This is a genomic window from Staphylococcus sp. IVB6214 (assembly GCF_025558585.1).
Classification (GTDB): Bacteria; Bacillota; Bacilli; order Staphylococcales; family Staphylococcaceae; genus Staphylococcus.
The window spans coordinates 1,715,026-1,738,711 of sequence record NZ_CP094723.1 but is presented as its reverse complement, the minus strand read 5'-3'; the positions used below and the strand labels follow the sequence as shown (position 1 = coordinate 1,738,711).

Below are 23,686 nucleotides of genomic sequence, written 5' to 3'. Positions count from 1 at the left end.
TCATTATCAATTATATTATTGTTAAGGCTTACATTTTATATAAAAAAAGGAGCGCTAAATTGTGAACAAAAATAAATGGATGGGTCTAATCGCAATGATCGCTGTCATGTTACTTGTAGCAGCATGTGGGAATGCGAATGACTCAAAAAAAGAAAGTTCGTCTAGTTCAAAGGGAGAAGCCGTTGAAGTGAAACATGACGGTGGTACAACAAAAATAGAGAAAGAACCTAAAAAAGTTGTTGCACTTGAATACTCATTCGTCGATGCATTAGTGGTATTAGGTGTAAAACCAGTTGGTATTGCAGATGATGGCGACAAAGAAAATATCATTGATCCAATTCGTGATAAAGTTGGCGATTACAAGTCAGTTGGTGATCGTAAACAGCCAAACTTAGAAGTCATCAGTCAATTGAAACCAGACTTAATTATTGCAGATAGCAACCGCCATAAAGGAAATTATGAACAGTTGAGCAAGATTGCACCAACAATTTTGTTACCAAGTTTAGACTCAGATTATAAACAAAACTTAGAAGCATTTAAAACAATCGGTAAAGCATTATCAAAAGAAGATGAAGCGGATAAACGCCTTGAAGCGCATAAAGAAAAAATCGAACAGTACCAAAAAGAAATTACAATGGATAAAGACAAAAAAGTCTTACCAGCCGTTATTTCTCAATCAGGATTACTCGCACACTCTGACAAATCATACGTTGGTCAATTCTTACATGAGCTTGGCTTTAAAGAAGCATTGACAAAAGATGTTGCAGATCAGTTGCCAGAATACTTAAATGCACCATACTTGAACATGAACTCAGAACAGTTATCAGATGTAAACCCTGAACGTATGTTTATAATGGTGAATGGCGAAGATGACCCATTTTACGTTAAAATGAAAGAAGATAAGGTTTGGAATGAATTAGATGCTGTGAAGAATGATCGTGTACATGTTGTGGATCGTTTAACATGGGCGAAGTTCCGTGGTTTAATCTCTTCTGAAGAAATTGCCAAAGAACTTGCAGAGATTTCTAAATCAGAAAAATAAGCAACTTGAATGACTTAAATAAAGGTGATTGGCTATGTCAAAACAAACAATGAAATCATATGATGGACATCACCAAAAGAGACGCACCACGCTCGCATTTATTGTGAGCGTGTGCTTTCTTGTTTTTGCAATCTATTTAAATCTTGCAGTCGGATCGTCCAAAATTAACTTTCAGTCGCTTGTAGATTATTTTTTCTCTATAAAAGAAACGAAATCAACATTTATTATACATAACGTGCGCATGCCTCGAATGGTTGCTGCCGTGATGATTGGTGCTGCATTAGGTGTTGCAGGGGTGTTGATGCAAGCTATCACACGGAACCCATTGGCATCACCACAAATATTTGGTGTCAATGCCGGCGCTTCATTTGCTGTTGTGTTAATCACCGTGCTCATCCCATCTTTTGCAGCCTACAACGTGGTGTTCGCATTTGTCGGTGCGTTTATCGGGGGGTTGACCGTCTACTTGTTGGCAGATACAACAAAAGGCATGACGCCAATTAAGTTGGCGCTTGCTGGTATGACAATTCATTTGTTCTTTACAAGTTTGACGCAAGGGATTATTTTGTTGCATGAAGATGCGACAACGACAGTTATGTTTTGGCTCGTCGGTGCATTGCATACGATTAAATGGGTACATATTGTGAAGGTCGCACCATTTTTGATTGCAGGACTGATTGGCGCACTGCTACTAGGGAAACAACTTGCTGTACTTGATTTGGGCGATCAAATTGCAACAGGTCTCGGTCAAAATACGCAAGTGATTAGAGCGATAGCAGGATTTTTAGTTGTTATCTTAGCAGGCTCTTGTGTTGCCATTTCAGGGCCAATTGGATTTATCGGTTTGATTATCCCACATATCGTGAAATACTATCTCAACCGTAATTACTTTTTAATTATTTTGCTATCCATGATTATGGGGGCTAACTTGTTACTCTTATCTGATGTGTTAAGCCGATTGATTGCTTTCCCATTTGAATCTCCCGTAGGTATTGTGACTTCCTTTGTCGGTGCCTTTTACTTCTTATGGATTACGCTAAGAGGGGTGCGTACACGATGAGATTACATTTAAAACAAAGTTATATCATAGTGACCCTATTTCTGATTGTTTTTGCGGTTTTAGGTTTAAGTGCAGGAGCTGTGTGGATTGCGCCGACGCAAGTACTCCAAGAAGTATGGACCAACCGGAACTTTATCCTTGCAGAATATCGCGTCCCCCGTATGTTATTAGCCATATTAGTTGGTGCTGCGTTATCGATTTCAGGGGCTGTAATACAAGGAGTCGTACGCAATCCATTGGCATCGCCGGATGTGATTGGTATTACGAAAGGAGCAAGTTTGGCAGCAGTTATTGTCATTATTGTATTTCCGGCTGCGCCGCTCTTTATTTTGCCAGTTGCATCGTTTGCTGGTGCACTCGTTATTAGTATCATTTTATCCCTTCTCATTAGTTATAAAAATGTAAAAGGTTCACAACTTGCTTTGATTGGGATGGCAATCGGTGCCATCGCTATGGCTGTCGTTCAATATCTGTTAATTCGTCATCCTATGGAAGCTAATATTGCGCTTGTATGGTTAACAGGTAGTTTGTTTGGTCGTTCTATGCAGCATGTCATGACTATCTTGCCTTGGTTATGTGTGGGCATTCCAATCATTTTATATTACAGTCACAAACTTGATATTCTACATTTAGGTGATGAAGTAGCGACTGCACTCGGGACAGAAGTGAAACGTGTTAAAATGATGCTTTTACTGGCAGCTGTGATGTTAGCAGGTTCGGCTATCTCAGTTGTAGGGGGATTGAGTTTTCTAGGTTTAATTGCACCACATATAGCACGTAGCATTGTAGGGCATAAACATTTTCATATTGTGCTGATGTCTGGTTTGATCGGTAGCGTATTAATGGTAGTGGGTGATGCAGCCGCGCGTATCATTGCACCACCGATTGATATCCCGGTAGGTGTACTAATTGCGATTATTGGCGCACCTTACTTCTTGTTTGTGTTAAGAAAGATGTAATTGAATATGCATTTTAGTGTATCAATATTCAAATGATGATTGCATATCGTCTTTATCCTATGTATAATTTATAAACAATAGGATAAAGATGATTTTTTATATTACTACATAATGATCAGAGTCACATACAAATGATATATCATTTTTAGCCATAACCACTGACAAAAAAAGAAGGATGGATAAAATGGATAACTTAACAAAACAGCAGCAAACACTAGGAAAATGGAAATTTATTCTCTTGTCATTAATTGGTATTATTTTATTTTTAGTACCTGTGCCAATTGTTGAAGATGGACAACGTAAAACAACATTGCCAATTGCATTTTTAGCAGGTATTTTCAAAGACACAATTGGTGGTGTAATGCCATATTTAATAATTGCGATTATTACTATTTCCGGGATTTTAACAATTTTATATAGTTTGATTTGGCGTAACAAAAAAAATCAATCAGAATTTATGGTTAATACTTTTAATGTTACTTGGCCATGGGTTGTCGTTCGACTATTCGCCGTTGCTTTTGCATGGCTTACGTTTTTACAAGTCGGACCAGAATGGGTGACATCAGAAGATACAGGTGCCTTGATTTTTGCTGATTTACTCCCAACACTTGTTGCAGTCTTTTTCTTCGCTGCAATCTTCTTACCATTGTTGTTAGAATATGGGCTGTTAGAATTTTTAGGACCCATTTTTAGACCTATTATGCGCCCTTTATTTACATTGCCAGGACGCTCAACAGTTGATAACTTAGCCTCATTTATTGGTGACGGTACAGTCGGTGTGATGATTACGAGTAAACAATATGAGCAAGGTTTTTATACACGTAGAGAAGCAACCGTTATTGCGACAACGTTCAGCGTGGTATCTTTAACATTTGCGATTGTTATCGCTGAAACAATCGGTCTGATCAATCGATTCGCTGCGTTTTACTTTACAGTAATCGTTGCATGTTTTGTCGCCGCATTAATTATGCCACGTATTTGGCCGTTGCGTTCAGTAGAAGATAACTATGTAGACGGTGTTTCTGCAAAAGAACGCCCAGAGAAGCGTTATTCATACAAAGAAGCACTCACAAAAGGATACGGCGATGCGGTTGAAACAGGCTATCACGCACCAGGATTCCAGCGTTATGTTCATACAGCAGTACGCACTGTGATGGATATGTGGTTAGTCGTTATTCCAGTCGTAATGGCAATCGGTACAGCTGCTACAATACTGGCAACGTATACACCCATTTTTACTATTGTTGGTAAGCCATTTGTACCATTTTTAGAGCTGTTGCAAGTTCCAGAAGCGGCTGCCGCATCTGAAACAATGATTATCGGTTTTGCAGATATGTTCTTACCATCTATTCTCATTGAGGGTGTTCAAAGTGACTTAACGCGTTTTGTAGTAGGTGTGCTTAGCGTATGTCAGTTAATCTATTTATCAGAAGTTGGCGGTGTAATTCTAGGTTCTAAAATACCAGTCAGTCTAGGAAAGTTATTCTTGATTTTCCTCATTCGTACAATTATCACATTGCCAGTTATCGTTTTATTCGCACATATCTTTTTCTAAAACCATATATACATTTTCAAGGTGGGGCTGGGACATAGTGCTCAGCTCCTCGCTTTTAAGATGTAGAAATCAGTGTAAGGGCAGTAGGTATCTGAAGTGAAAATGCGTTCTTACAAACTTTGGGAGCACTACAAAAATCATAAACTTTTATAATGATTTTGTCATAGTGCCCCTGCAAAGATGATTAGATGTGTGACAAGTTTATTAAGTAAACGTAGTCACATATCAATTAGCTACTGCAAAACTTCTATTCACCCTTGCCGGGGTGGGACGACGAAATCTTTTATAGCAAAAAAGATTTCTGTCCCACTCCCATTTTTTTGATATCTATAAAGAACTTATTTTGTGTGATGTTAATTACCATAAAAAACGGCGCTCTCCTGAAAGAGAACGCCGTTTATTTTATGATGAGAAAGTCATTTATTTCGTAACTTCGTTGTAAACTTTTTTATCGTTAAATGTGTAGATGATGTATTGATGATCTTCAGTATCAATAATGACACGGTTCGTTTTACCAAATGTTGAACCAATACGAGAAACGTGCTTGCTGTCTAACTCTGGTACTGCATGGATATCTTTGTCTTCTGAAACATTTTTAATTGCTTCATTAGGGATGCGGATATCTGCAACTCTCCATTGAATTTGTACTTCTTTGTCGTTTTTCTTAACTGTCATAGCCATTTGACTGACACATCCTTTAACTAATTTGTAATTATATGATAACGCATTCACACAAAAAATGCAAGTTAATATGTGATACTTTTTAAATAAATGTGACATACTAATTGTGGGCGAAAATACGTTCGTATAAAGCGGTGTTTTATGCTATAATTTTTTATTATTGAAAGGAGCCGCTTCATGACAGGTAAAACACATGCCGCAGCTGGTTTGTTAGTCGGTACAGCAGTTGCAATGCATTTCGAATTAGATATTTTTGAAACCGTCACTAGTATGGTCATCGCTAGTATTGCGAGTGTATTTCCGGATATTTGCCATACGCAGAGTAAAATAGGGCGTAAAGTGCCACTTTTGAGTTGGATTATCAAACGTTTGTTTGGGCATCGGACATTAACGCATTCGATATTGTTTATCGTCATGATATACGGGTTATTGTATACGATACAAACACCGATATACTACATGATTTCTATAATCTGTGGTATGCTTTCACATGTAATATTAGATATGTTGACCCCTAGAGGCGTTCACCTATTATTTCCGTTGCCTATCAGAGTGAGATTCCCGATACAATTTAAAACGGGTGGCTTGCTTGATTTGTCTTTGGCAACAACATTTAGTATTTTGACGATATACATACTATTTGATGAAGGGGTAAGAAATATTATTGACTCACTACTTCATGGCATGTGATTGGATAGAACTGAGTGAAGTATATGAATGATTCATTCAAAAGGAGCGGAATACAAAGTTATGTTAGATAAGAATAAATTAGAGAAGGTTAATCAAGCACATTTGTGCGAATATGAAAAAATGATGAGTACAAATGAAAAAGAACGTCTGAATGATAAAATTCAATCATTGGATTTGGCAAACATTCAATCGTTATACAATGAAGTTTATGTGAATAGACAAGAGATTGAAGATGTTTCTGATGTACAAGAAGTTGACTTTGAGCAACGTGCGTCATTAACGGATGAGGCCATTGCTTTATATACTGAAAAAGGATTGGAAGCAATTCGTGATGGCCAGTTTGCAGTGTTGCTTATGGCTGGTGGACAAGGGACGCGTTTAGGACATAAAGGTCCTAAAGGTACATTTACATTAGGGAATAAGAGTTTGTTTGAACTGCAAGCAGATCAATTGTTACAACTTCAAAAAGATACAGGACGTTTTGTTGATTGGTATATTATGACAAGTGATATCAATGATGAAGAAACACGTGCATTTTTTGAAACACATCGTTATTTCAATTACCCACAAGAACATATTCATTTTTATAAGCAAGATAATATGGTGGCGTTGAATGAAGCTGGGCAGTTGATTTTTGACAAAACAGGTCGAATTATGGAAACACCAAATGGTAATGGTGGTGTCTTTAAATCATTGAAAAAAGCAGGATTTCTGTCACAGATGATTGAAAACGGCAATGAATACGTGTTTATGAACAATATTGATAATGTGCTTGTTCGTGTATTAGACCCATTATTCGCAGGCTTCACGGTGCATCATCAAAAAGATGTGACATCTAAGTCAATCGCACCAAAGCCAGGTGAGTCAGTAGGGCGACTTGTAGCGAAAGCAGGCAAAGATGCCGTATTAGAGTATTCAGAGCTAGCAGATGGTGCAGCAGATAACTTTAATAATGCCAATATTGGTATTCATGCCTTCCGTCTTGATTTTGTCAATCAGACAGTAGATAAAGCACTGCCATATCATTTGGCAGTCAAACAACTTGAGCAGCTAGATGAAGATTTCGGTGTAGTCACACGACCAACACTTAAATTTGAGTTATTCTATTTTGATATTTTCGAATACGCAAACTCATTCATCACATTACAAGTACCACGTGAAGAAGAGTTTAGTCCATTAAAAAACAAAGAAGGTAAAGACAGCGTTGAGACGGCAACTGTAGACTTGAGACGTTTGAATATTATAGAGTAGGTGATAAGATGTCGAAAGTAGATGCAGTGAATGCCAAGAAGGTTAAGAAAAAAACAGCCCTCGAGACATTCAAAGAAATCAATCCATTAACTTTTGGTGAAGAGATTGGAAATTCTGTATCACACGGTGTGGCAGCAATGATGATGCTGATCGCCTTGCCGTATGCTGCAGTTTATAGTTACATTAACCATGGTGTTTTAATGTCGGTCAGTGTTTCTATTTTTGTAATCAGTTTGTTTTTAATGTTTATGTCTTCAACGGTATATCATTCCATGCAACAGAATTCTCCGCATAAGTACGTGATGCGTATCATCGACCACAGTATGATTTATGTCGCGATATCTGGAACTTATACGCCCGTATCACTTGTGTTAGTAGGTGGTTGGCTCGGTTGGACAATTATGATTATTTTGTGGGCAACTACGATTTGGGGAATTTTATATAAAGCAATTGCAACAAAAGTGAATCCAAAACTCAGCTTAATGATTTATTTACTGATGGGGTGGGTAGGTGTCATTTATGGTCCTATCATCATTGGAAAAGGGTTATGGTGGTTCTTAATTTTTATCTTACTAGGTGGTATTTCATATACGATTGGCGCTTGGTTTTACGCACAAAAGAACCGTCCCTACTTCCATATGATTTGGCATATTTTTATATTAATTGCTTCACTCTTTCATTTTATAGGGATTCTCTATTTTATGTAATGCAAAGAACTTAAATAAATAAGTAGTATTGATTGGCTAGGAATTCATTGTTGAAGTGAAACCTAGCCTTTTGTGTGAAATATTTGAAAGGAGAATGATGATGAGTTTTAAAAAAATTAGTGTCATTATTTCGCTCGTACTCATTATGTTTATGTCTGCGATTGAAACATCTATCGTCTCGCTTGCGCTGCCTACTATTCGAGACGATCTCAATGCAACACTTCCGATTTCACTTGTTTTTACAGTTTATTTTGTAGGGATTGTTCTTGTCATCCCACTGTTGAGTGAGCTGATGTCACGTGTCAAAGTCATCTACGTCACAATGGTAGGTTTAGTGTTGTTCATTGGAGGTAGTTTGCTATCTGGTCTAAGTCCGAACTTTGAAGTGTTATTCATTGCCCGTTTCATTCAAGGTATCGGTGCAGGGGTGAATATGTCTTTAGCACAAATAATTCCTAAGTTGGCATTTGAAATACCTTTCCGTTATAAAGTAATGGGCATCGTAGGAAGTGTCTGGGGGATTTCTAGTATTTTAGGCCCGTTTCTTGGTGGATTTATACTAGAAGTTGCGACATGGCATTGGTTATTTTATATCAATGTTCCAATTGGATTGGTTGCCTTCTTTTTCGTACTTTATGCATATCATTTTGAAAATGAAAAAGTTGTGCGTCAAAAAGTAGATTATGCAGGAATGCTCATGTTCTATGTGATTATTTTCTTATTAATTGGAGCGATGGTGATACCAATCTCCCGCACGCTCTCATCGATTGGTATTTTATTGGTAATTTTATGCAGTATGTACCTGTTTTATGTATCAAGACGTCACACATCACCATTTTTACCGATAAGTGAATTTCAACCTAAAATTTCACGTGCTTTCTTTACGGACTTCTTCGTTGCGTTTGTATTAATTGGTTTCAATGTCTTTGTGCCGACGTATTTACAAGACTATTTGCATTTGACACCGCTACAAAGTGGTTTGATCGTTTTTCCGCTCACGATGGCATGGTTGCTCATTAATTTTACACTGGATAAAATAGAAGCACGACTCTCGACGAAAGGTATATACTTGTTAGCATTTACAATACTCGTAGTGGGAAGTGTGAGTATGTTTCTCGGTGCAACAAAAATCGGCATTATTGCCGTTGTGATGTTTGTTGTCGGTTTGAGTTTTGGTATGCTTTATACTAAAGATAGTATTGTCGTTCAAGAAACTGCGACACAAAATCATATGAAGAAAATGATGTCATTATTTACTTTGACACGTAATATGGGCAATGCGACTGGATCGGCAGTAGTAGGTATGGTTTACGCATGGCAAGTATCATGGACATCATGGCCAATTCAAAACGTAATGGCAACAAGTTTGTTTGTTGTACTGATGTTGATAGCTGTATGGTCTGTGGTGAATAAAGATGAGATTTAAGATGTGATAGGAAATGGGGGGAACAGCATGAAAGGTAAATTTAATATGATGTCCTTAGTTGTTGTACTCTCCATTTTTGTCATTTCAGGTATGATTTTTTTAATATTGTTAGCATTTGGCTTATATGGTTTGAGTCGTATCTTGATTTTTTTACAATTAGGTGAGTTTGAATATAATAAAGGGTTTTATGACAACTTGATTTATTATGGAAGTTATATTTTATTGAGCTATTTTGTCATATTTTGCATTGAATATACGATGGATCTTTTACGAAAAAAATTGTATGCCAGTCCTTACTTAAAAGGAGCAACTTTTCACTTGATTACCTATACATTAATGGTTGTGATGTTTTATTATATGGTCCATATTTACTATACAAAAATTCATATTGATTATTGGGTACTAATGGTGATCATCGCTTTTTTATATCTATGCAAGGAAGTCTTCTATCCGGACTCTGAAGATTTGAATCGACGTCCATAAATAGGGGATGTCAGTTTATTAATTTGCCAATAGAAATTTATAGGCGTAGAATAAAATGGTTAAAAGAGAGGAGAATGAATATGACATCTCAAGTTCAAGTTAGTAGAGAGCAACGAAATATTATTGTTGCAGTCATGCTCATCAGCGCCTTCATTGCCATATTGAACCAGACTTTATTAAATACAGCGCTTCCTGCAATTATGCATGGATTAAACATTGATGAGAGTACATCACAGTGGCTGGTGACTGGTTTTATGCTTGTAAATGGTATTATGATTCCGTTGACAGCCTATTTTATGGATCGCATCCCTACGCGCAGATTGTACATTATAGCAATGGGGATGTTTTTAATTGGTTCTGTGACTGCTGCCTTGTCACCAAACTTTATGACACTGATGATTGCACGTGTGATACAAGCTATGGGTGCAGGTATTATTATGCCACTGAGTCAATTTACAATGTTTTCACTTTTTCCTAAAGACCGACGTGGATTTGCCATGGGACTTTCTGGATTGGTTATTCAGTTTGCGCCGGCAATTGGGCCTACGTTATCTGGTGTGCTCGTCGATCATTTTTCTTGGCGTGCACCACTGTATGTCGTTGTTGTTGTCGCAGTAATTGGTTATATATTCGGAATGGTTTACATGCGTAACTTTAGCGATACAAGACCTGTTGTATTGGATAAACTATCTGTTGTACTTTCTACATTAGGATTTGGACTAATGCTTTATTCCTTCAGTATTGCAGGGTCACAAGGATTCCACCATCCAAGCGTCTTTGTCAGCTTATTAATTAGCCTTGTGATTGTCGGTATCTTCGTTGTACGTCAACTTAAAATTGACAATCCAATATTGAACTTACACGCATTTGAAACACGCACTTTTACATTGACATCTATCGCCTCTATGATCGCTTTTACATCTATGGTAGGACCTGCATTGTTAATTCCACTGTACGTCCAAAACTCCTTAGGCTTATCAGCAATGTTATCCGGTTTAGTTGTATTACCTGGTGCTGTTATTAATGGTATTATGTCCGTTATTACGGGACGGCTGTACGATAAATTTGGTGCACGAGTACTAGTCATACCGGGATTTGCAATATTATTAGTCTCAACATTTATGATGTCTCAGTTAACAGGACATACCGCATATCTGTATGTAATTAGTATGTATACCATTCGCCTATTCGCAATTTCTTTAATTATGATGCCGTTGAACACCGCGGGAATAAACTCCCTGTCAAATGAAATGATGTCGCACGGCACAGCGATTATGAATACATTGCGAACAATTGCTGGCTCAATGGGCACTGCATTAATGGTGACATTGATGTCGCTTGGCGCCGCACATTACGTTGCACCAACAGGTATGTCAACATCACTCGTGCAACGAGAAGCAATGGCAGCAGGTGTCGATTTGGCATTTTATGTTACAACAGTTCTAGTGCTTATCGGATTTGTGATTAGTTTCTTCATATATGACCGCGGTAAAAAAATTAAAACACCTAAATCACCTAAGAAATGGCAAGCGTCCAATAAAACTGCACATTAATTATCAGATAATAAACAGAAAAAACTGACTTGGAAAGCCTTAATGTAGACTTGTCGAGTCAGTTTTTTAGGAATAGGGGACTTTTTGCGAGAAATAAGGGCTTTTACCTTATGCAATCGCTTTATATTTTGTTAAACTATATACAAACGTGTACAAAAGGAGAGATCATCCGTGTTAACAGTAGAACAAGTGAAAACACTCGTTGGAGAGATTAATGATCCAATTATTCATGTGCCACTGAGTGAAACAGGTGGCGTCATAGATGTGTCAGTAAAAGAAGAGAAAGAGCATGTGAGTGTTAAAGTTGCGATGGCACAATTAGGTGGACAAACGCAATTAGATTTACAAATGGAAATTGTTGAAAAGTTAAAAGAAAACGGTGCGAAAACAGTCGGTATTCGATTTGAAGAATTACCTGAAGAAACTGTATCAAAATACCGTGGTAGCAAGGAAGAAGAACAACAAACAATCGAACAATTTATCGCACAAGGCAATGACTTAGAATTTATAGCTGTTGCTTCAGGTAAAGGCGGTGTTGGGAAGTCAACAGTTGCTGTCAATTTAGCTGTCTCACTTGCACGTGAAGGCAAACGTGTTGGACTAATCGATGCAGATATTTATGGTTTTAGTGTACCTGATATGATGGGGATTGATGAAAAACCAGGTATTGAGGGTAAAACAGTTGTTCCAGTTGAGCATCATGGTGTTAAAGTTATTTCAATGGCCTTCTTTGTAGAAGAAAATGCACCTGTTATTTGGCGTGGACCAATGTTAGGTAAAATGTTGACGAACTTCTTCACTGATGTAAAATGGGGAGATTTAGACTATCTCATCCTAGATTTACCGCCTGGTACAGGGGACGTCGCACTTGATGTTCATACAATGCTACCATCAAGTAAAGAAATTATTGTCACAACACCGCACCCAACAGCAGCATTTGTTGCAGCACGTGCAGGTGCAATGGCAAAACATACAGAGCATTCTATTTTAGGTGTTATCGAAAATATGTCTTACTTTGAAAGTAAGGAAACTGGTAACAAAGAATATGTATTCGGTCAAGGTGGCGGTCAAAAGCTTGCGGACGAATTACAAACAGATCTTCTTGGCCAATTACCATTAGAACAACCTTCATGGAAACCAGTAGACTTTGCACCATCTATTTATCAGCCAGAAGACAAATTAGGTGAAATCTATCAATCTATTGCACGCAAAATCATTGAGAAAACAGCGAAGTAATATGAAGATATCATGGCTAGGAAAGGTGCTGGAATAGCATCTTTTCTGGCTTTTTATTATGTGTTAGCATTGTTGTCGTATTGTGACGTGAGATGTGAAATATAAAAATATAAAAAAATTAAAAATGAGACTTGATTTTTTGTTGTAAAGGCAGTAGAATAATTTCTTGTGAGCGAGAGTTCATATAAATCTAAAATAAAAAATAAATTTTATTTTATGGTTGACAACAAATAAATCACTTGTTAAGATGTTAAAGACGCACAAACGACGAACAAGAATAAATCAAAAAACATAACGATAGTGTAAAAATTACTATTGATAAAGTTTTTAAAATGATTTATGATTGATTAAGTCTTGAAACAAACTAAAGTTATCAAAACTTAGTTCAACTGAAGATGAACATTGAAAACTGAATGACAATATGTCAACGTTAATTCCGATAATTTGAGTGCTCAGAGTAGTACTTTCAAGAGTGATTGACTTAAACAATCAAAACGAGCTAATCAAGCTTACTTCTTTTATGGAGAGTTTGATCCTGGCTCAGGATGAACGCTGGCGGCGTGCCTAATACATGCAAGTCGAGCGAACAGACGAGGTGCTTGCACCTCTGACGTTAGCGGCGGACGGGTGAGTAACACGTGGGTAACCTACCTATAAGACTGGAATAACTTCGGGAAACCGGAGCTAATGCCGGATAACATATTGAACCGCATGGTTCAATAGTGAAAGACGGTCTTGCTGTCACTTATAGATGGACCCGCGCCGTATTAGCTAGTTGGTAAGGTAACGGCTTACCAAGGCGACGATACGTAGCCGACCTGAGAGGGTGATCGGCCACACTGGAACTGAGACACGGTCCAGACTCCTACGGGAGGCAGCAGTAGGGAATCTTCCGCAATGGGCGAAAGCCTGACGGAGCAACGCCGCGTGAGTGATGAAGGTCTTCGGATCGTAAAGCTCTGTTATTAGGGAAGAACAAACGTGTAAGTAACTGCGCACGTCTTGACGGTACCTAATCAGAAAGCCACGGCTAACTACGTGCCAGCAGCCGCGGTAATACGTAGGTGGCAAGCGTTATCCGGAATTATTGGGCGTAAAGCGCGCGTAGGCGGTTTTTTAAGTCTGATGTGAAAGCCCACGGCTCAACCGTGGAGGGTCATTGGAAACTGGAAAACTTGAGTGCAGAAGAGGAAAGTGGAATTCCATGTGTAGCGGTGAAATGCGCAGAGATATGGAGGAACACCAGTGGCGAAGGCGGCTTTCTGGTCTGCAACTGACGCTGATGTGCGAAAGCGTGGGGATCAAACAGGATTAGATACCCTGGTAGTCCACGCCGTAAACGATGAGTGCTAAGTGTTAGGGGGTTTCCGCCCCTTAGTGCTGCAGCTAACGCATTAAGCACTCCGCCTGGGGAGTACGGTCGCAAGACTGAAACTCAAAGGAATTGACGGGGACCCGCACAAGCGGTGGAGCATGTGGTTTAATTCGAAGCAACGCGAAGAACCTTACCAAATCTTGACATCCTTTGACCGCACTAGAGATAGTGTTTTCCTCTTCGGAGGACAAAGTGACAGGTGGTGCATGGTTGTCGTCAGCTCGTGTCGTGAGATGTTGGGTTAAGTCCCGCAACGAGCGCAACCCTTGAGCTTAGTTGCCATCATTAAGTTGGGCACTCTAAGTTGACTGCCGGTGACAAACCGGAGGAAGGTGGGGATGACGTCAAATCATCATGCCCCTTATGATTTGGGCTACACACGTGCTACAATGGACATTACAAAGGGCAGCGAAACCGCGAGGTCAAGCAAATCCCATAAAGATGTTCTCAGTTCGGATTGTAGTCTGCAACTCGACTACATGAAGCTGGAATCGCTAGTAATCGTAGATCAGCATGCTACGGTGAATACGTTCCCGGGTCTTGTACACACCGCCCGTCACACCACGAGAGTTTGTAACACCCGAAGCCGGTGGAGTAACCATTTGGAGCTAGCCGTCGAAGGTGGGACAAATGATTGGGGTGAAGTCGTAACAAGGTAGCCGTATCGGAAGGTGCGGCTGGATCACCTCCTTTCTAAGGATAATATACGGAATATCACCTTCAGGTGATAAGCGGATTAACGTGACATATTGTATTCAGTTTTGAATGCTCATATTTGAGGATTCAACAAAATAAAAATTAAAATGAAAGCATTTGTCAGTCTATGAATTTCTTGATGAACGCAGCGAAGATTACTAAGCGTAACTGAGCAAGTGAAGAGAGAAATGAAGCAGAATGTGAAGGCTTGCCATTTTAATAAACTTGTACATTGAAAACTAGATAAGTAAGTATAAAAGATTTTACCAAGCAAAAACCGAGTGAATAGCGAAAGCTTGAAACTAAAAAAATTATCGCTAGTCGTCAAATGACGACTCACATAATTAATAACTGGTGGATGTTGGTGTCGTAAATTCGGTAGACAGATGATGTTTTGAAAACGTTTGTCAGTCTATGAATTTCTTGATGAGCGCAGCGAAGATTACTACACGTAACTGAGCAAGCGAAGAAAGAAATGAAGCCGAATGCAAGCGATTGCCAAAACATCACAAAGATTAAGTTATTAAGGGCGCACGGTGAATACCTTGGCACTAGAAGCCGAAGAAGGACGTTACTAACGACGATATGCTTTGGGGAGCTGTAAGTAAGCTGTGATCCAGAGATTTCCGAATGGGGAAACCCAGCACGAGTTATGTCGTGTTATCTACATGTGAATACATAGCATGTAAGAAGGCAGACCCGGAGAACTGAAACATCTTAGTACCCGGAGGAAGAGAAAGAAAAATCGATTCCCTGAGTAGCGGCGAGCGAAACGGGAAGAGCCCAAACCAACAAGCTTGCTTGTTGGGGTTGTAGGACACTCTATACGGAGTTACAAAAGGACATGTTAGACGAATAACCTGGAAAGGTTAATCATAGAAGGTAATAATCCTGTAGTCGAAAACGTGACCTCTCTTGAGTGGATCCTGAGTACGGCGGAGCACGTGAAATTCCGTCGGAATCTGGGAGGACCATCTCCTAAGGCTAAATACTCTCTAGTGACCGATAGTGAACCAGTACCGTGAGGGAAAGGTGAAAAGTACCCCGGAAGGGGAGTGAAAGAGAACTTGAAACCGTGTGCTTACAAGTAGTCAGAGCCCGTTAATGGGTGATGGCGTGCCTTTTGTAGAATGAACCGGCGAGTTACGATCTGATGCAAGGTTAAGCAGAAAATGTGGAGCCGTAGCGAAAGCGAGTCTGAATAGGGCGAATGAGTATTTGGTCGTAGACCCGAAACCAGGTGATCTACCCTTGGTCAGGTTGAAGTTCAGGTAACACTGAATGGAGGACCGAACCGACTTACGTTGAAAAGTGAGCGGATGAACTGAGGGTAGCGGAGAAATTCCAATCGAACTTGGAGATAGCTGGTTCTCTCCGAAATAGCTTTAGGGCTAGCCTCAAGTGATGATTATTGGAGGTAGAGCACTGTTTGGACGAGGGGCCCCTCTCGGGTTACCGAATTCAGACAAACTCCGAATGCCAAATAATTTAACTTGGGAGTCAGAATGTGGGTGATAAGGTCCATATTCGAAAGGGAAACAGCCCAGACCACCAGCTAAGGTCCCAAAATATATGTTAAGTGGAAAAGGATGTGGCGTTGCCCAGACAACTAGGATGTTGGCTTAGAAGCAGCCATCATTTAAAGAGTGCGTAATAGCTCACTAGTCGAGTGACACTGCGCCGAAAATGTACCGGGGCTAAACATATTACCGAAGCTGTGGATTGTCCGTAGGACAATGGTAGGAGAGCGTTCTAAGGGCGTTGAAGCATGATCGCAAGGACATGTGGAGCGCTTAGAAGTGAGAATGCCGGTGTGAGTAGCGAAAGACGGGTGAGAATCCCGTCCACCGATTGACTAAGGTTTCCAGAGGAAGGCTCGTCCGCTCTGGGTTAGTCGGGTCCTAAGCTGAGGCCGAAAGGCGTAGGCGATGGATAACAGGTTGATATTCCTGTACCACCTAAATTCGTTTTAAGCGATGGGGGGACGCAGTAGGATAGGCGAAGCGTGCTGTTGGAGTGCACGTCTAAGCAGTGAGATTGAGTGTTAGGCAAATCCGGCACTCGTAAAGATTGAGCTGTGATGGGGAGAAGAAACACGTTTCTTCGAGTCGTTGATTTCACACTGCCGAGAAAAGCCTCTAGCTAGAAAATAGGTGCCCGTACCGCAAACCGACACAGGTAGTCAAGATGAGAATTCTAAGGTGAGCGAGCGAACTCTCGTTAAGGAACTCGGCAAAATGACCCCGTAACTTCGGGAGAAGGGGTGCTCTTTAGGGTTCACGCTCTGAAGAGCCGCAGTGAATAGGCCCAAGCGACTGTTTATCAAAAACACAGGTCTCTGCTAAACCGTAAGGTGACGTATAGGGGCTGACGCCTGCCCGGTGCTGGAAGGTTAAGAGGAGTGGTTAGCTTCTGCGAAGCTACGAATCGAAGCCCCAGTAAACGGCGGCCGTAACTATAACGGTCCTAAGGTAGCGAAATTCCTTGTCGGGTAAGTTCCGACCCGCACGAAAGGCGTAACGATTTGGGCACTGTCTCAACGAGAGACTCGGTGAAATCATAGTACCGGTGAAGATGCCGGTTACCCGCGACAGGACGGAAAGACCCCGTGGAGCTTTACTGTAGCCTGATATTGAAATTCGGTACAGTTTGTACAGGATAGGTAGGAGCCTTAGAAGCGTGAGCGCTAGCTTACGTGGAGGCATTGGTGGGATACTACCCTAATTGTATTGGATTTCTAACCCGCAGCACTTAGCGTGCTGGGAGACAGTGTCAGGCGGGCAGTTTGACTGGGGCGGTCGCCTCCTAAAGAGTAACGGAGGCGCTCAAAGGTTCCCTCAGAATGGTTGGAAATCATTCAAAGAGTGTAAAGGCATAAGGGAGCTTGACTGCGAGACCTACAAGTCGAGCAGGGTCGAAAGACGGACTTAGTGATCCGGTGGTTCCGCATGGAAGGGCCATCGCTCAACGGATAAAAGCTACCCCGGGGATAACAGGCTTATCTCCCCCAAGAGTTCACATCGACGGGGAGGTTTGGCACCTCGATGTCGGCTCATCGCATCCTGGGGCTGTAGTCGGTCCCAAGGGTTGGGCTGTTCGCCCATTAAAGCGGTACGCGAGCTGGGTTCAGAACGTCGTGAGACAGTTCGGTCCCTATCCGTCGTGGGCGTAGGAAATTTGAGAGGCGCTGTCCTTAGTACGAGAGGACCGGGATGGACATACCTCTGGTGTACCAGTTGTCGCGCCAGCGGCATAGCTGGGTAGCTATGTATGGACGGGATAAGTGCTGAAAGCATCTAAGCATGAACCCCCCCTCGAGATGAGATTTCCCAACTTCGGTTATAAGATCCCTCAAAGATGATGAGGTTAATAGGTTCGAGGTGGAAGCGTAGTGATACGTGGAGCTGACGAATACTAATCGATCGAAGACTTAATCAAAATTTTTTCACAAGGTTTTGTTTGTGTAAATGATATACTTACTATCTAGTTTTGAATGTATAACATTCAATTTTATCTGGTGCCAATGGCAAAGAGGTCACACCTGTTCCCATGCCGAACACAGAAGTTAAGCTCTTTAGCGCCGATGGTAGTTGAACTGACGTTCCGCTAGAGTAGGACGGTGCCAGGTAATCTCTTATTAATCCACAGTAGCTCAGTGGTAGAGCTATCGGCTGTTAACCGATCGGTCGTAGGTTCGAGTCCTACCTGTGGAGCCATTAAGGCCCCTTGGTCAAGCGGTTAAGACACCGCCCTTTCACGGCGGTAACACGGGTTCGAGTCCCGTAGGGGTCACTTTTTTGGAGAATTAGCTCAGCTGGGAGAGCATCTGCCTTACAAGCAGAGGGTCGGCGGTTCGAACCCGTCATTCTCCACCATTTTAATTTTATATGCGGAGGGGTAGCGAAGTGGCTAAACGCGGCGGACTGTAAATCCGCTCCTTCGGGTTCGGCAGTTCGAATCTGCCCCCCTCCACCATCTTTGGGCTATAGCCAAGCGGTAAGGCAACGGACTTTGACTCCGTCACTCGCTGGTTCGAATCCAGCTAGCCCAGCCATATGAGCCATTAGCTCAGTTGGTAGAGCATCTGACTTTTAATCAGAGGGTCAGAGGTTCGAATCCTCTATGGCTCACTTTTAACCCTATCTCAATCGAGGTAGGGTTTTTGAGTTTTTACAAATGTTCACCTTTTGTGGTGGGATGGCATGAACTGCTATCCCGCCCTTTTTGTTTTTTAAATCATTTTGATACAAAAAAAGCACTCATGCCTCTATCATTTTAAGTGACCAAACCAAAAATTGAGAGGAGACATAATGCGCCTATGTGTAATGATATATTAAAAATACTAAAAATGAAAGTCAAAATGAATGAAACTATTAAAATATATAAAAGTGAGCCTATAAATACTTGATTTTATTCGATTGCTTGATTATTCTGACAATGATGTGCTTGATGTATTCAAGGGGTAATCAAGTACGATCTAAAATGGGGTAATCAAGTACGATCTAAAATAAGGGGGATTATATATGAATAAAAAGATAGAACTGATAGGGGCACCAGTATTATTTGGTCAAAGAAAATTTGGAGTGGACTTTGGTCCAGATGCAATTCGTTATGCAGGGGTTGTTGAAAGACTTCAAAGAATTGGTCATGAAGTGCTAGACAGTGGGAATATTTCTGTCCCAAAAGTCAGTGTTGAAAAATTACAAGCTGAAACGTCAGGACTGAGAAATTATGATGAAATTTACGCTTACAATAAAACATTAATGGATAAGGTGTCAGAAAGTATCACACAAGGTCATTTTCCAGTTGTACTCGGTGGAGATCACTCATTGGCAATTGGTTCTGTATCAGGTGTAAGTGCTCATTATGATCAACTCGGTGTGATTTGGTATGATGCACACGGTGATTTGAATATTCCTGAAGAATCACCATCTGGCAATGTACACGGGATGTCTCTCCGCATTCTTGCAGGTGAAGGAGATGAACGACTCGTACAGCTTGGTGGTACGTCTCCTAAAGTCTCACCCGATCGTATTGTGTTAATTGGTATGCGTGACTTAGATTATGGTGAGCGACAATATATTAAAAAGCATAATATTAAAACGTATACGATGGCAGATATCGATGCGTTAGGAATTAAGACAGTGATTTCTGAAACGATAGCATATCTAAAAGAACGTACGGATGGTGTCCATTTGTCATTGGACGTAGATGCCCTAGACCCAAACGAAACACCTGGAACTGGTACGAAAGTATCTGGTGGTCTAACATATCGGGAAAGCCACTTCGCATTAGAGTTATTACAGCAATCAGGTTTGATTACTTCGTTGGATTTAGTAGAAGTAAATCCACTATTAGACAACGGCAATCATACGGCAGAACAAGCGGTAGCATTGTTGGGATCATTCTTCGGTGAAACATTATTATAATCTTCACAAATGATATATGACAAGTGACTGTTATCCTTGTTATAATAGATTTTATGGGAATAGATTACCGGAGGAGATGCTATGCATATTTCAAATCTCTTTGAAAAATTAAGTACGCTTGAAGTTGTTACTGGTATTCTAGATTTATTAATTGTTTGGTATGTGATCTACCTATTGATTGCAGTCTTTAGGGGAACGAAAGCGATTCAATTATTAAAAGGGATATTATTTATCTTAATCGGGAAAGCCGTCAGTGAATATCTACAACTGACAACAACTTCAAGAATGTTTGATTTGGCGATGCAATGGGGCTTTTTAGCAATCATTGTTATCTTCCAACCTGAGATTAGACGAGCACTTGAACAATTAGGGCGTGGCAGCTTCTTTAAACGCTATACGACAACATCTTATGAAGAAGTACCAAAACTTGTTGATGCCGTATCAAAAGCCGTTCAATATATGGCGAAGCGCCGTATCGGAGCTTTGATTGTTTTTGAAAAAGAAACGGGATTACAGGATTATATTGAAACGGGAATTCCAATGCATTCGGACATTTCACAAGAGTTATTGACGAATGTATTTATTCCGAATACTCCGTTACATGATGGTGCGATGATTATTCAAGGAGATAAGATTGCGACTGCAGCAAGTTATTTGCCGTTGTCTGATAGTCCGAAAATTGCTAAAAGTCTAGGGACTCGTCATCGCGCAGCTGTTGGTATTTCAGAAGTATCCGATGCATTCACTGTCATCGTCTCAGAAGAAACAGGTTCGATATCCGTTACTTTTGATGGCAAGTTGCGTAAAGATATTTCGGTCGAAGTTTTTGAAGAATTACTGTCTGAACATTGGTTTGGAACACACTTTGTAAAGAAAGGTGTGAATTAGATGTTAGAGTCTAAATGGGGCTTGCGCTTTTTTGCGTTAATATTGGCACTACTGCTGTTTTTATCGGTAAACAATGTTTTAGGCGATTCGTTTACTACGGATAACATTGCCAAAGATGGACACAAGACGATTAAAAATGTACCAGTAGAAGTGATCAATAACAACAAAGACCTTTATGTGTCAGGGGCACCAGATACAGTCGATGTTGAGTTGAATGGTCCACAATCTAAAGTGTTACAAGCAACAAAAGTTGAAGATTACAAAGTCACGTTAGATGCGACAGATGCCAGTACAGGGGAACAAACGATTGCATTTCAAGTGCGAGGTTTAGACAGAGATATTAATTATCGTGTCTATCCTAAAGAAGCAACACTCTCTATTGAGAAGAAAGAATCACGAGAAGTGGCAATCGAGCCAAATATTAGTCGATATGCAGTTGATCCAAATTACCAAGTTTCCGAAGCAACTGTTAAAAATCATACGGTGAAAGTCATCGGTGGAAAAGAACAATTGGATCGAATCGCATTTGCTAAAGCAAGTTTAAGAGAAGATTTTCAAATCACCCAAAAAACAACTGCTAAAGCAAATGTCGCTGTTTTTGATAAAAATATGAATAAGTTGGATGTGCAAGTGGTTCCTTCAACTGTCGATGTAACAGTGGATGTTGAACCGTATCATAAAAAAGTGAAGATTGATTTGACGAAAAAAGGCACAGCTGCTGACGGTTTTAAGGTGAGTGATGTGACCTTGGATAAATCAACAATTGACCTTTATGGTAATCGAGAAGCTTTGGAAGACATCGATAAAATATCTGGAGAAGTAGATGTTAATGGCGTATCGACAACTACAACAAGGTCAGTGAAGTTAGATTTACCAGATCAAGTATCCTACACGAAACCAGCAGATGTCACAGCTACGATATCCGTTGAATGAATAATATAAAGGAGATATGAATTATGGGTAAATATTTTGGGACAGACGGTGTCAGAGGTGTAGCCAACCAAGAGTTAACACCAGAGTTAGCGTTTAAATTAGGAAGATACGGTGGCTATGTCTTAGCACATAACGCACACACAGAACACCCACGTGTGTTAGTGGGGAAAGACACACGTGTATCTGGGGAGATGTTAGAACACGCGTTAATTGCAGGGCTTGTATCAATTGGTGCAGAAGTGATGCGCTTAGGCGTTATCTCAACGCCAGGAGTTGCGTATTTAACTCGTGAAATGGAAGCCGAATTAGGTGTAATGATTTCAGCATCTCATAACCCTGTTGCCGATAACGGTATTAAGTTTTTCGGTTCAGATGGTTTCAAGCTAACAGATGCGCAAGAACAAGAAATTGAAGCTTTATTGGATGATGAAACGACAGAATTGCCACGACCAGTTGGTTCTAAGATCGTACATACATCAGATTACTTTGAAGGCGCACAAAAGTATTTAAGTTTCTTGAAGTCAACAATCGAAGTAAACTTAGAAGGATTGAAGATTGGTTTAGATGGAGCTAACGGTTCAACAGCTTCTCTTGCACCTTTCTTATTTGGTGATCTTGAAGCAGACACAGTGACAATTGGATGCAGTCCAGATGGATACAATATCAACAAAGGTGTTGGATCCACACACCCAGAACCTTTAGCGAATAAGGTTGTTGAAGAAGGTTGTAATTTTGGTTTGGCTTTCGATGGTGATGGAGATCGCTTAATTGCTGTGGATGAAAAAGGAAATATCGTTGATGGAGACCAAATTATGTTCATCATCGGTCAAGAAATGGCGAAAAACCAAGAATTAAATGATAACATGATTGTTTCTACGGTGATGAGTAACTTAGGTTTCTACAAAGCTTTAGAAGCAGAAGGCATTCAATCAAATAAAACAAAAGTTGGCGACCGTTACGTTGTAGAAGAAATGCGTCGTGGTAATTACAACTTAGGTGGCGAGCAATCAGGTCATATCGTGTTGATGGACTATAATACAACAGGTGACGGTTTATTAACAGGCGTACAACTTGCGGCTGTTGTGAAGCGTACAGGTAAAAAACTTAGTGAGTTAGCTGCCCAAATGAAAAAATACCCACAATCACTTGTGAACGTAAGAGTCACTGATAAATATGGCGTAGAAGATAACGCTGATGTCAAAGAAGTCATGGACCGTGTTGAAGCGGAGATGAATGGGGAAGGACGTATCTTAGTTCGCCCATCTGGTACAGAACCACTTGTTCGTGTCATGGTTGAAGCAAAAACAGATGAAGACGCTGTTCGTTTTGCACAAACGATTGCAGATGTTGTAGAAGAAAAAATGGGCTTATAAGCGATTAAGAAATCCGTGATCTAATTGAAGATAGCGGGTTTCTTTTTTGTATGCTGTTGACACTGTATGGTAGTGGTTATTAAAATAAAACAAGAGTATTTTTATCAGGTTTTTAATATAATTAGCATTTTTTATTTGCATTGGAAGTTTTGAACAGTGTAAAATAAAATATATTGTGTACTGATAGGAGGGTAGTATTGTAGTTAATTAAAGCGCCAGTACAAGTGATTGTCGTTCATTGTAGATTGATAGGCTAAACAGAGTTTATTAAGAGATGAATGTATATACTTGTAGACGAGGAGGATAGTGATCGAATCAGATCGGCGGATGCTATCCCGGATGTGGCTCA

The 23,686-nt window shown here is 40.3% G+C and carries 16 protein-coding genes, 6 tRNA genes and 3 rRNA genes; 24 read left to right on the top strand and 1 reads right to left on the bottom strand.

The window, feature by feature from the left end:
* The first annotated feature begins 79 nt into the window (after nt 1-79).
* The 4 genes from MUA51_RS08560 (at nt 80) to MUA51_RS08545 (ending at nt 4,616) form a co-directional block, all read left to right on the top strand.
* Entirely contained in the window at nt 80-1,042 is a 963-nt protein-coding gene (locus tag MUA51_RS08560) for an ABC transporter substrate-binding protein (protein ID WP_481906532.1), read from the top strand.
* 34 nt (nt 1,043-1,076) lie between these two features.
* Nucleotides 1,077-2,102: a FecCD family ABC transporter permease gene (locus MUA51_RS08555; RefSeq protein WP_262559373.1), complete on the top strand. Its 1,026-nt coding sequence runs from the start codon at nt 1,077-1,079 to the stop codon at nt 2,100-2,102.
* The gene (locus tag MUA51_RS08550; protein WP_262559372.1) at nt 2,099-3,061 is read left to right on the top strand and encodes a FecCD family ABC transporter permease; all 963 of its coding nucleotides are present in this window, start codon (nt 2,099-2,101) and stop codon (nt 3,059-3,061) included. The genes MUA51_RS08555 and MUA51_RS08550 overlap by 4 nt, the downstream gene beginning before the upstream one ends.
* A 184-nt stretch (nt 3,062-3,245) precedes the next feature.
* Nucleotides 3,246-4,616: a YjiH family protein gene (locus tag MUA51_RS08545; protein ID WP_262559370.1), complete on the top strand. Its 1,371-nt coding sequence runs from the start codon at nt 3,246-3,248 to the stop codon at nt 4,614-4,616.
* A 420-nt stretch (nt 4,617-5,036) separates the two neighbouring features.
* Here the strand turns inward: MUA51_RS08545 and MUA51_RS08540 are convergent, their stop codons facing one another.
* Nucleotides 5,037-5,297: a SunI/YnzG family protein gene (locus tag MUA51_RS08540; RefSeq protein WP_044361533.1), complete on the bottom strand. Its 261-nt coding sequence runs from the start codon at nt 5,295-5,297 to the stop codon at nt 5,037-5,039.
* 177 nt (nt 5,298-5,474) lie between these two features.
* Here MUA51_RS08540 and MUA51_RS08535 point away from each other — a divergent pair, with 177 nt between their 5' ends.
* From MUA51_RS08535 to glmM, 20 genes are all read left to right on the top strand, one after another.
* Nucleotides 5,475-5,987 carry a metal-dependent hydrolase gene (locus tag MUA51_RS08535; protein WP_262559369.1) on the top strand — a complete coding sequence of 171 codons (513 nt, stop codon included), beginning with the start codon at nt 5,475-5,477 and terminating at the stop codon, nt 5,985-5,987.
* Between the two features lie 60 nt (nt 5,988-6,047).
* Nucleotides 6,048-7,238 (top strand): UTP--glucose-1-phosphate uridylyltransferase, encoded by a 1,191-nt coding sequence (locus tag MUA51_RS08530; RefSeq protein ID WP_262560890.1) that lies wholly within the window; start codon nt 6,048-6,050, stop codon nt 7,236-7,238.
* An 8-nt stretch (nt 7,239-7,246) separates the two neighbouring features.
* On the top strand, nt 7,247-7,945 hold the full coding sequence (gene trhA, locus MUA51_RS08525) for a PAQR family membrane homeostasis protein TrhA (protein ID WP_262559368.1): 699 nt from the start codon (nt 7,247-7,249) through the stop codon (nt 7,943-7,945).
* Nucleotides 7,946-8,045: 100 nt separating this feature from the next.
* Nucleotides 8,046-9,371, top strand: coding sequence for a multidrug efflux MFS transporter SdrM (gene sdrM, locus MUA51_RS08520; protein WP_262559367.1), 1,326 nt, complete (start codon nt 8,046-8,048; stop codon nt 9,369-9,371).
* A 27-nt stretch (nt 9,372-9,398) separates the two neighbouring features.
* Entirely contained in the window at nt 9,399-9,854 is a 456-nt protein-coding gene (locus MUA51_RS08515; RefSeq protein ID WP_262559366.1) for a SepA family multidrug efflux transporter, read from the top strand.
* Between the two features lie 80 nt (nt 9,855-9,934).
* Nucleotides 9,935-11,407: an MDR family MFS transporter gene (locus MUA51_RS08510; RefSeq protein ID WP_262559365.1), complete on the top strand. Its 1,473-nt coding sequence runs from the start codon at nt 9,935-9,937 to the stop codon at nt 11,405-11,407.
* 171 nt (nt 11,408-11,578) lie between these two features.
* Nucleotides 11,579-12,643 (top strand): Mrp/NBP35 family ATP-binding protein, encoded by a 1,065-nt coding sequence (locus MUA51_RS08505; RefSeq protein WP_262559364.1) that lies wholly within the window; start codon nt 11,579-11,581, stop codon nt 12,641-12,643.
* A 517-nt stretch (nt 12,644-13,160) separates the two neighbouring features.
* Nucleotides 13,161-14,711, top strand: a 16S ribosomal RNA gene (locus MUA51_RS08500).
* Nucleotides 14,712-15,227: 516 nt separating this feature from the next.
* Nucleotides 15,228-18,152 (top strand): 23S ribosomal RNA (locus MUA51_RS08495).
* A 75-nt stretch (nt 18,153-18,227) separates the two neighbouring features.
* Nucleotides 18,228-18,342 (top strand): 5S ribosomal RNA (gene rrf / locus MUA51_RS08490).
* Together the 16S, 23S and 5S rRNA genes with 6 tRNA genes alongside form the textbook arrangement of a ribosomal RNA operon.
* 13 nt (nt 18,343-18,355) lie before the next feature.
* A tRNA-Asn gene (locus MUA51_RS08485) sits at nt 18,356-18,430 on the top strand.
* Nucleotides 18,431-18,434: 4 nt separating this feature from the next.
* Nucleotides 18,435-18,506: transfer RNA gene (locus MUA51_RS08480), tRNA-Glu, on the top strand.
* A 7-nt stretch (nt 18,507-18,513) separates the two neighbouring features.
* Nucleotides 18,514-18,589 (top strand) — tRNA-Val (locus tag MUA51_RS08475).
* A gap of 16 nt (nt 18,590-18,605) precedes the next feature.
* Nucleotides 18,606-18,689, top strand: a tRNA-Tyr gene (locus MUA51_RS08470).
* A gap of 4 nt (nt 18,690-18,693) precedes the next feature.
* Nucleotides 18,694-18,768 (top strand) — tRNA-Gln (locus MUA51_RS08465).
* 3 nt (nt 18,769-18,771) lie between these two features.
* Nucleotides 18,772-18,844, top strand: a tRNA-Lys gene (locus MUA51_RS08460).
* Between the two features lie 393 nt (nt 18,845-19,237).
* Nucleotides 19,238-20,143 carry an arginase gene (gene rocF, locus MUA51_RS08455; RefSeq protein ID WP_262559363.1) on the top strand — a complete coding sequence of 302 codons (906 nt, stop codon included), beginning with the start codon at nt 19,238-19,240 and terminating at the stop codon, nt 20,141-20,143.
* A gap of 81 nt (nt 20,144-20,224) precedes the next feature.
* Nucleotides 20,225-21,031, top strand: coding sequence for a diadenylate cyclase CdaA (gene cdaA, locus MUA51_RS08450; protein ID WP_095117555.1), 807 nt, complete (start codon nt 20,225-20,227; stop codon nt 21,029-21,031).
* A complete protein-coding gene (locus MUA51_RS08445; RefSeq protein WP_262559362.1) occupies nt 21,032-21,964 on the top strand; it encodes a CdaR family protein in 933 nt (310 codons plus the stop codon).
* A 23-nt stretch (nt 21,965-21,987) separates the two neighbouring features.
* Nucleotides 21,988-23,337, top strand: coding sequence for a phosphoglucosamine mutase (gene glmM, locus MUA51_RS08440; protein ID WP_262559361.1), 1,350 nt, complete (start codon nt 21,988-21,990; stop codon nt 23,335-23,337).
* The last annotated feature ends 349 nt before the right edge of the window (nt 23,338-23,686 follow it).

Coding starts and splice junctions, on each gene's coding strand:
- MUA51_RS08560 (WP_481906532.1), top strand. CDS start 80: ATGGGTCTAATCGCAATGATCGCTGTCATGTTACTTGTAGCAGCATGT.
- MUA51_RS08555 (WP_262559373.1), top strand. CDS start 1,077: ATGTCAAAACAAACAATGAAATCATATGATGGACATCACCAAAAGAGA.
- MUA51_RS08550 (WP_262559372.1), top strand. CDS start 2,099: ATGAGATTACATTTAAAACAAAGTTATATCATAGTGACCCTATTTCTG.
- MUA51_RS08545 (WP_262559370.1), top strand. CDS start 3,246: ATGGATAACTTAACAAAACAGCAGCAAACACTAGGAAAATGGAAATTT.
- MUA51_RS08540 (WP_044361533.1), bottom strand. CDS start 5,297: ATGGCTATGACAGTTAAGAAAAACGACAAAGAAGTACAAATTCAATGG.
- MUA51_RS08535 (WP_262559369.1), top strand. CDS start 5,475: ATGACAGGTAAAACACATGCCGCAGCTGGTTTGTTAGTCGGTACAGCA.
- MUA51_RS08530 (WP_262560890.1), top strand. CDS start 6,048: ATGTTAGATAAGAATAAATTAGAGAAGGTTAATCAAGCACATTTGTGC.
- trhA (WP_262559368.1), top strand. CDS start 7,247: ATGTCGAAAGTAGATGCAGTGAATGCCAAGAAGGTTAAGAAAAAAACA.
- sdrM (WP_262559367.1), top strand. CDS start 8,046: ATGAGTTTTAAAAAAATTAGTGTCATTATTTCGCTCGTACTCATTATG.
- MUA51_RS08515 (WP_262559366.1), top strand. CDS start 9,399: ATGAAAGGTAAATTTAATATGATGTCCTTAGTTGTTGTACTCTCCATT.
- MUA51_RS08510 (WP_262559365.1), top strand. CDS start 9,935: ATGACATCTCAAGTTCAAGTTAGTAGAGAGCAACGAAATATTATTGTT.
- rocF (WP_262559363.1), top strand. CDS start 19,238: ATGAATAAAAAGATAGAACTGATAGGGGCACCAGTATTATTTGGTCAA.
- cdaA (WP_095117555.1), top strand. CDS start 20,225: ATGCATATTTCAAATCTCTTTGAAAAATTAAGTACGCTTGAAGTTGTT.
- MUA51_RS08445 (WP_262559362.1), top strand. CDS start 21,032: ATGTTAGAGTCTAAATGGGGCTTGCGCTTTTTTGCGTTAATATTGGCA.
- glmM (WP_262559361.1), top strand. CDS start 21,988: ATGGGTAAATATTTTGGGACAGACGGTGTCAGAGGTGTAGCCAACCAA.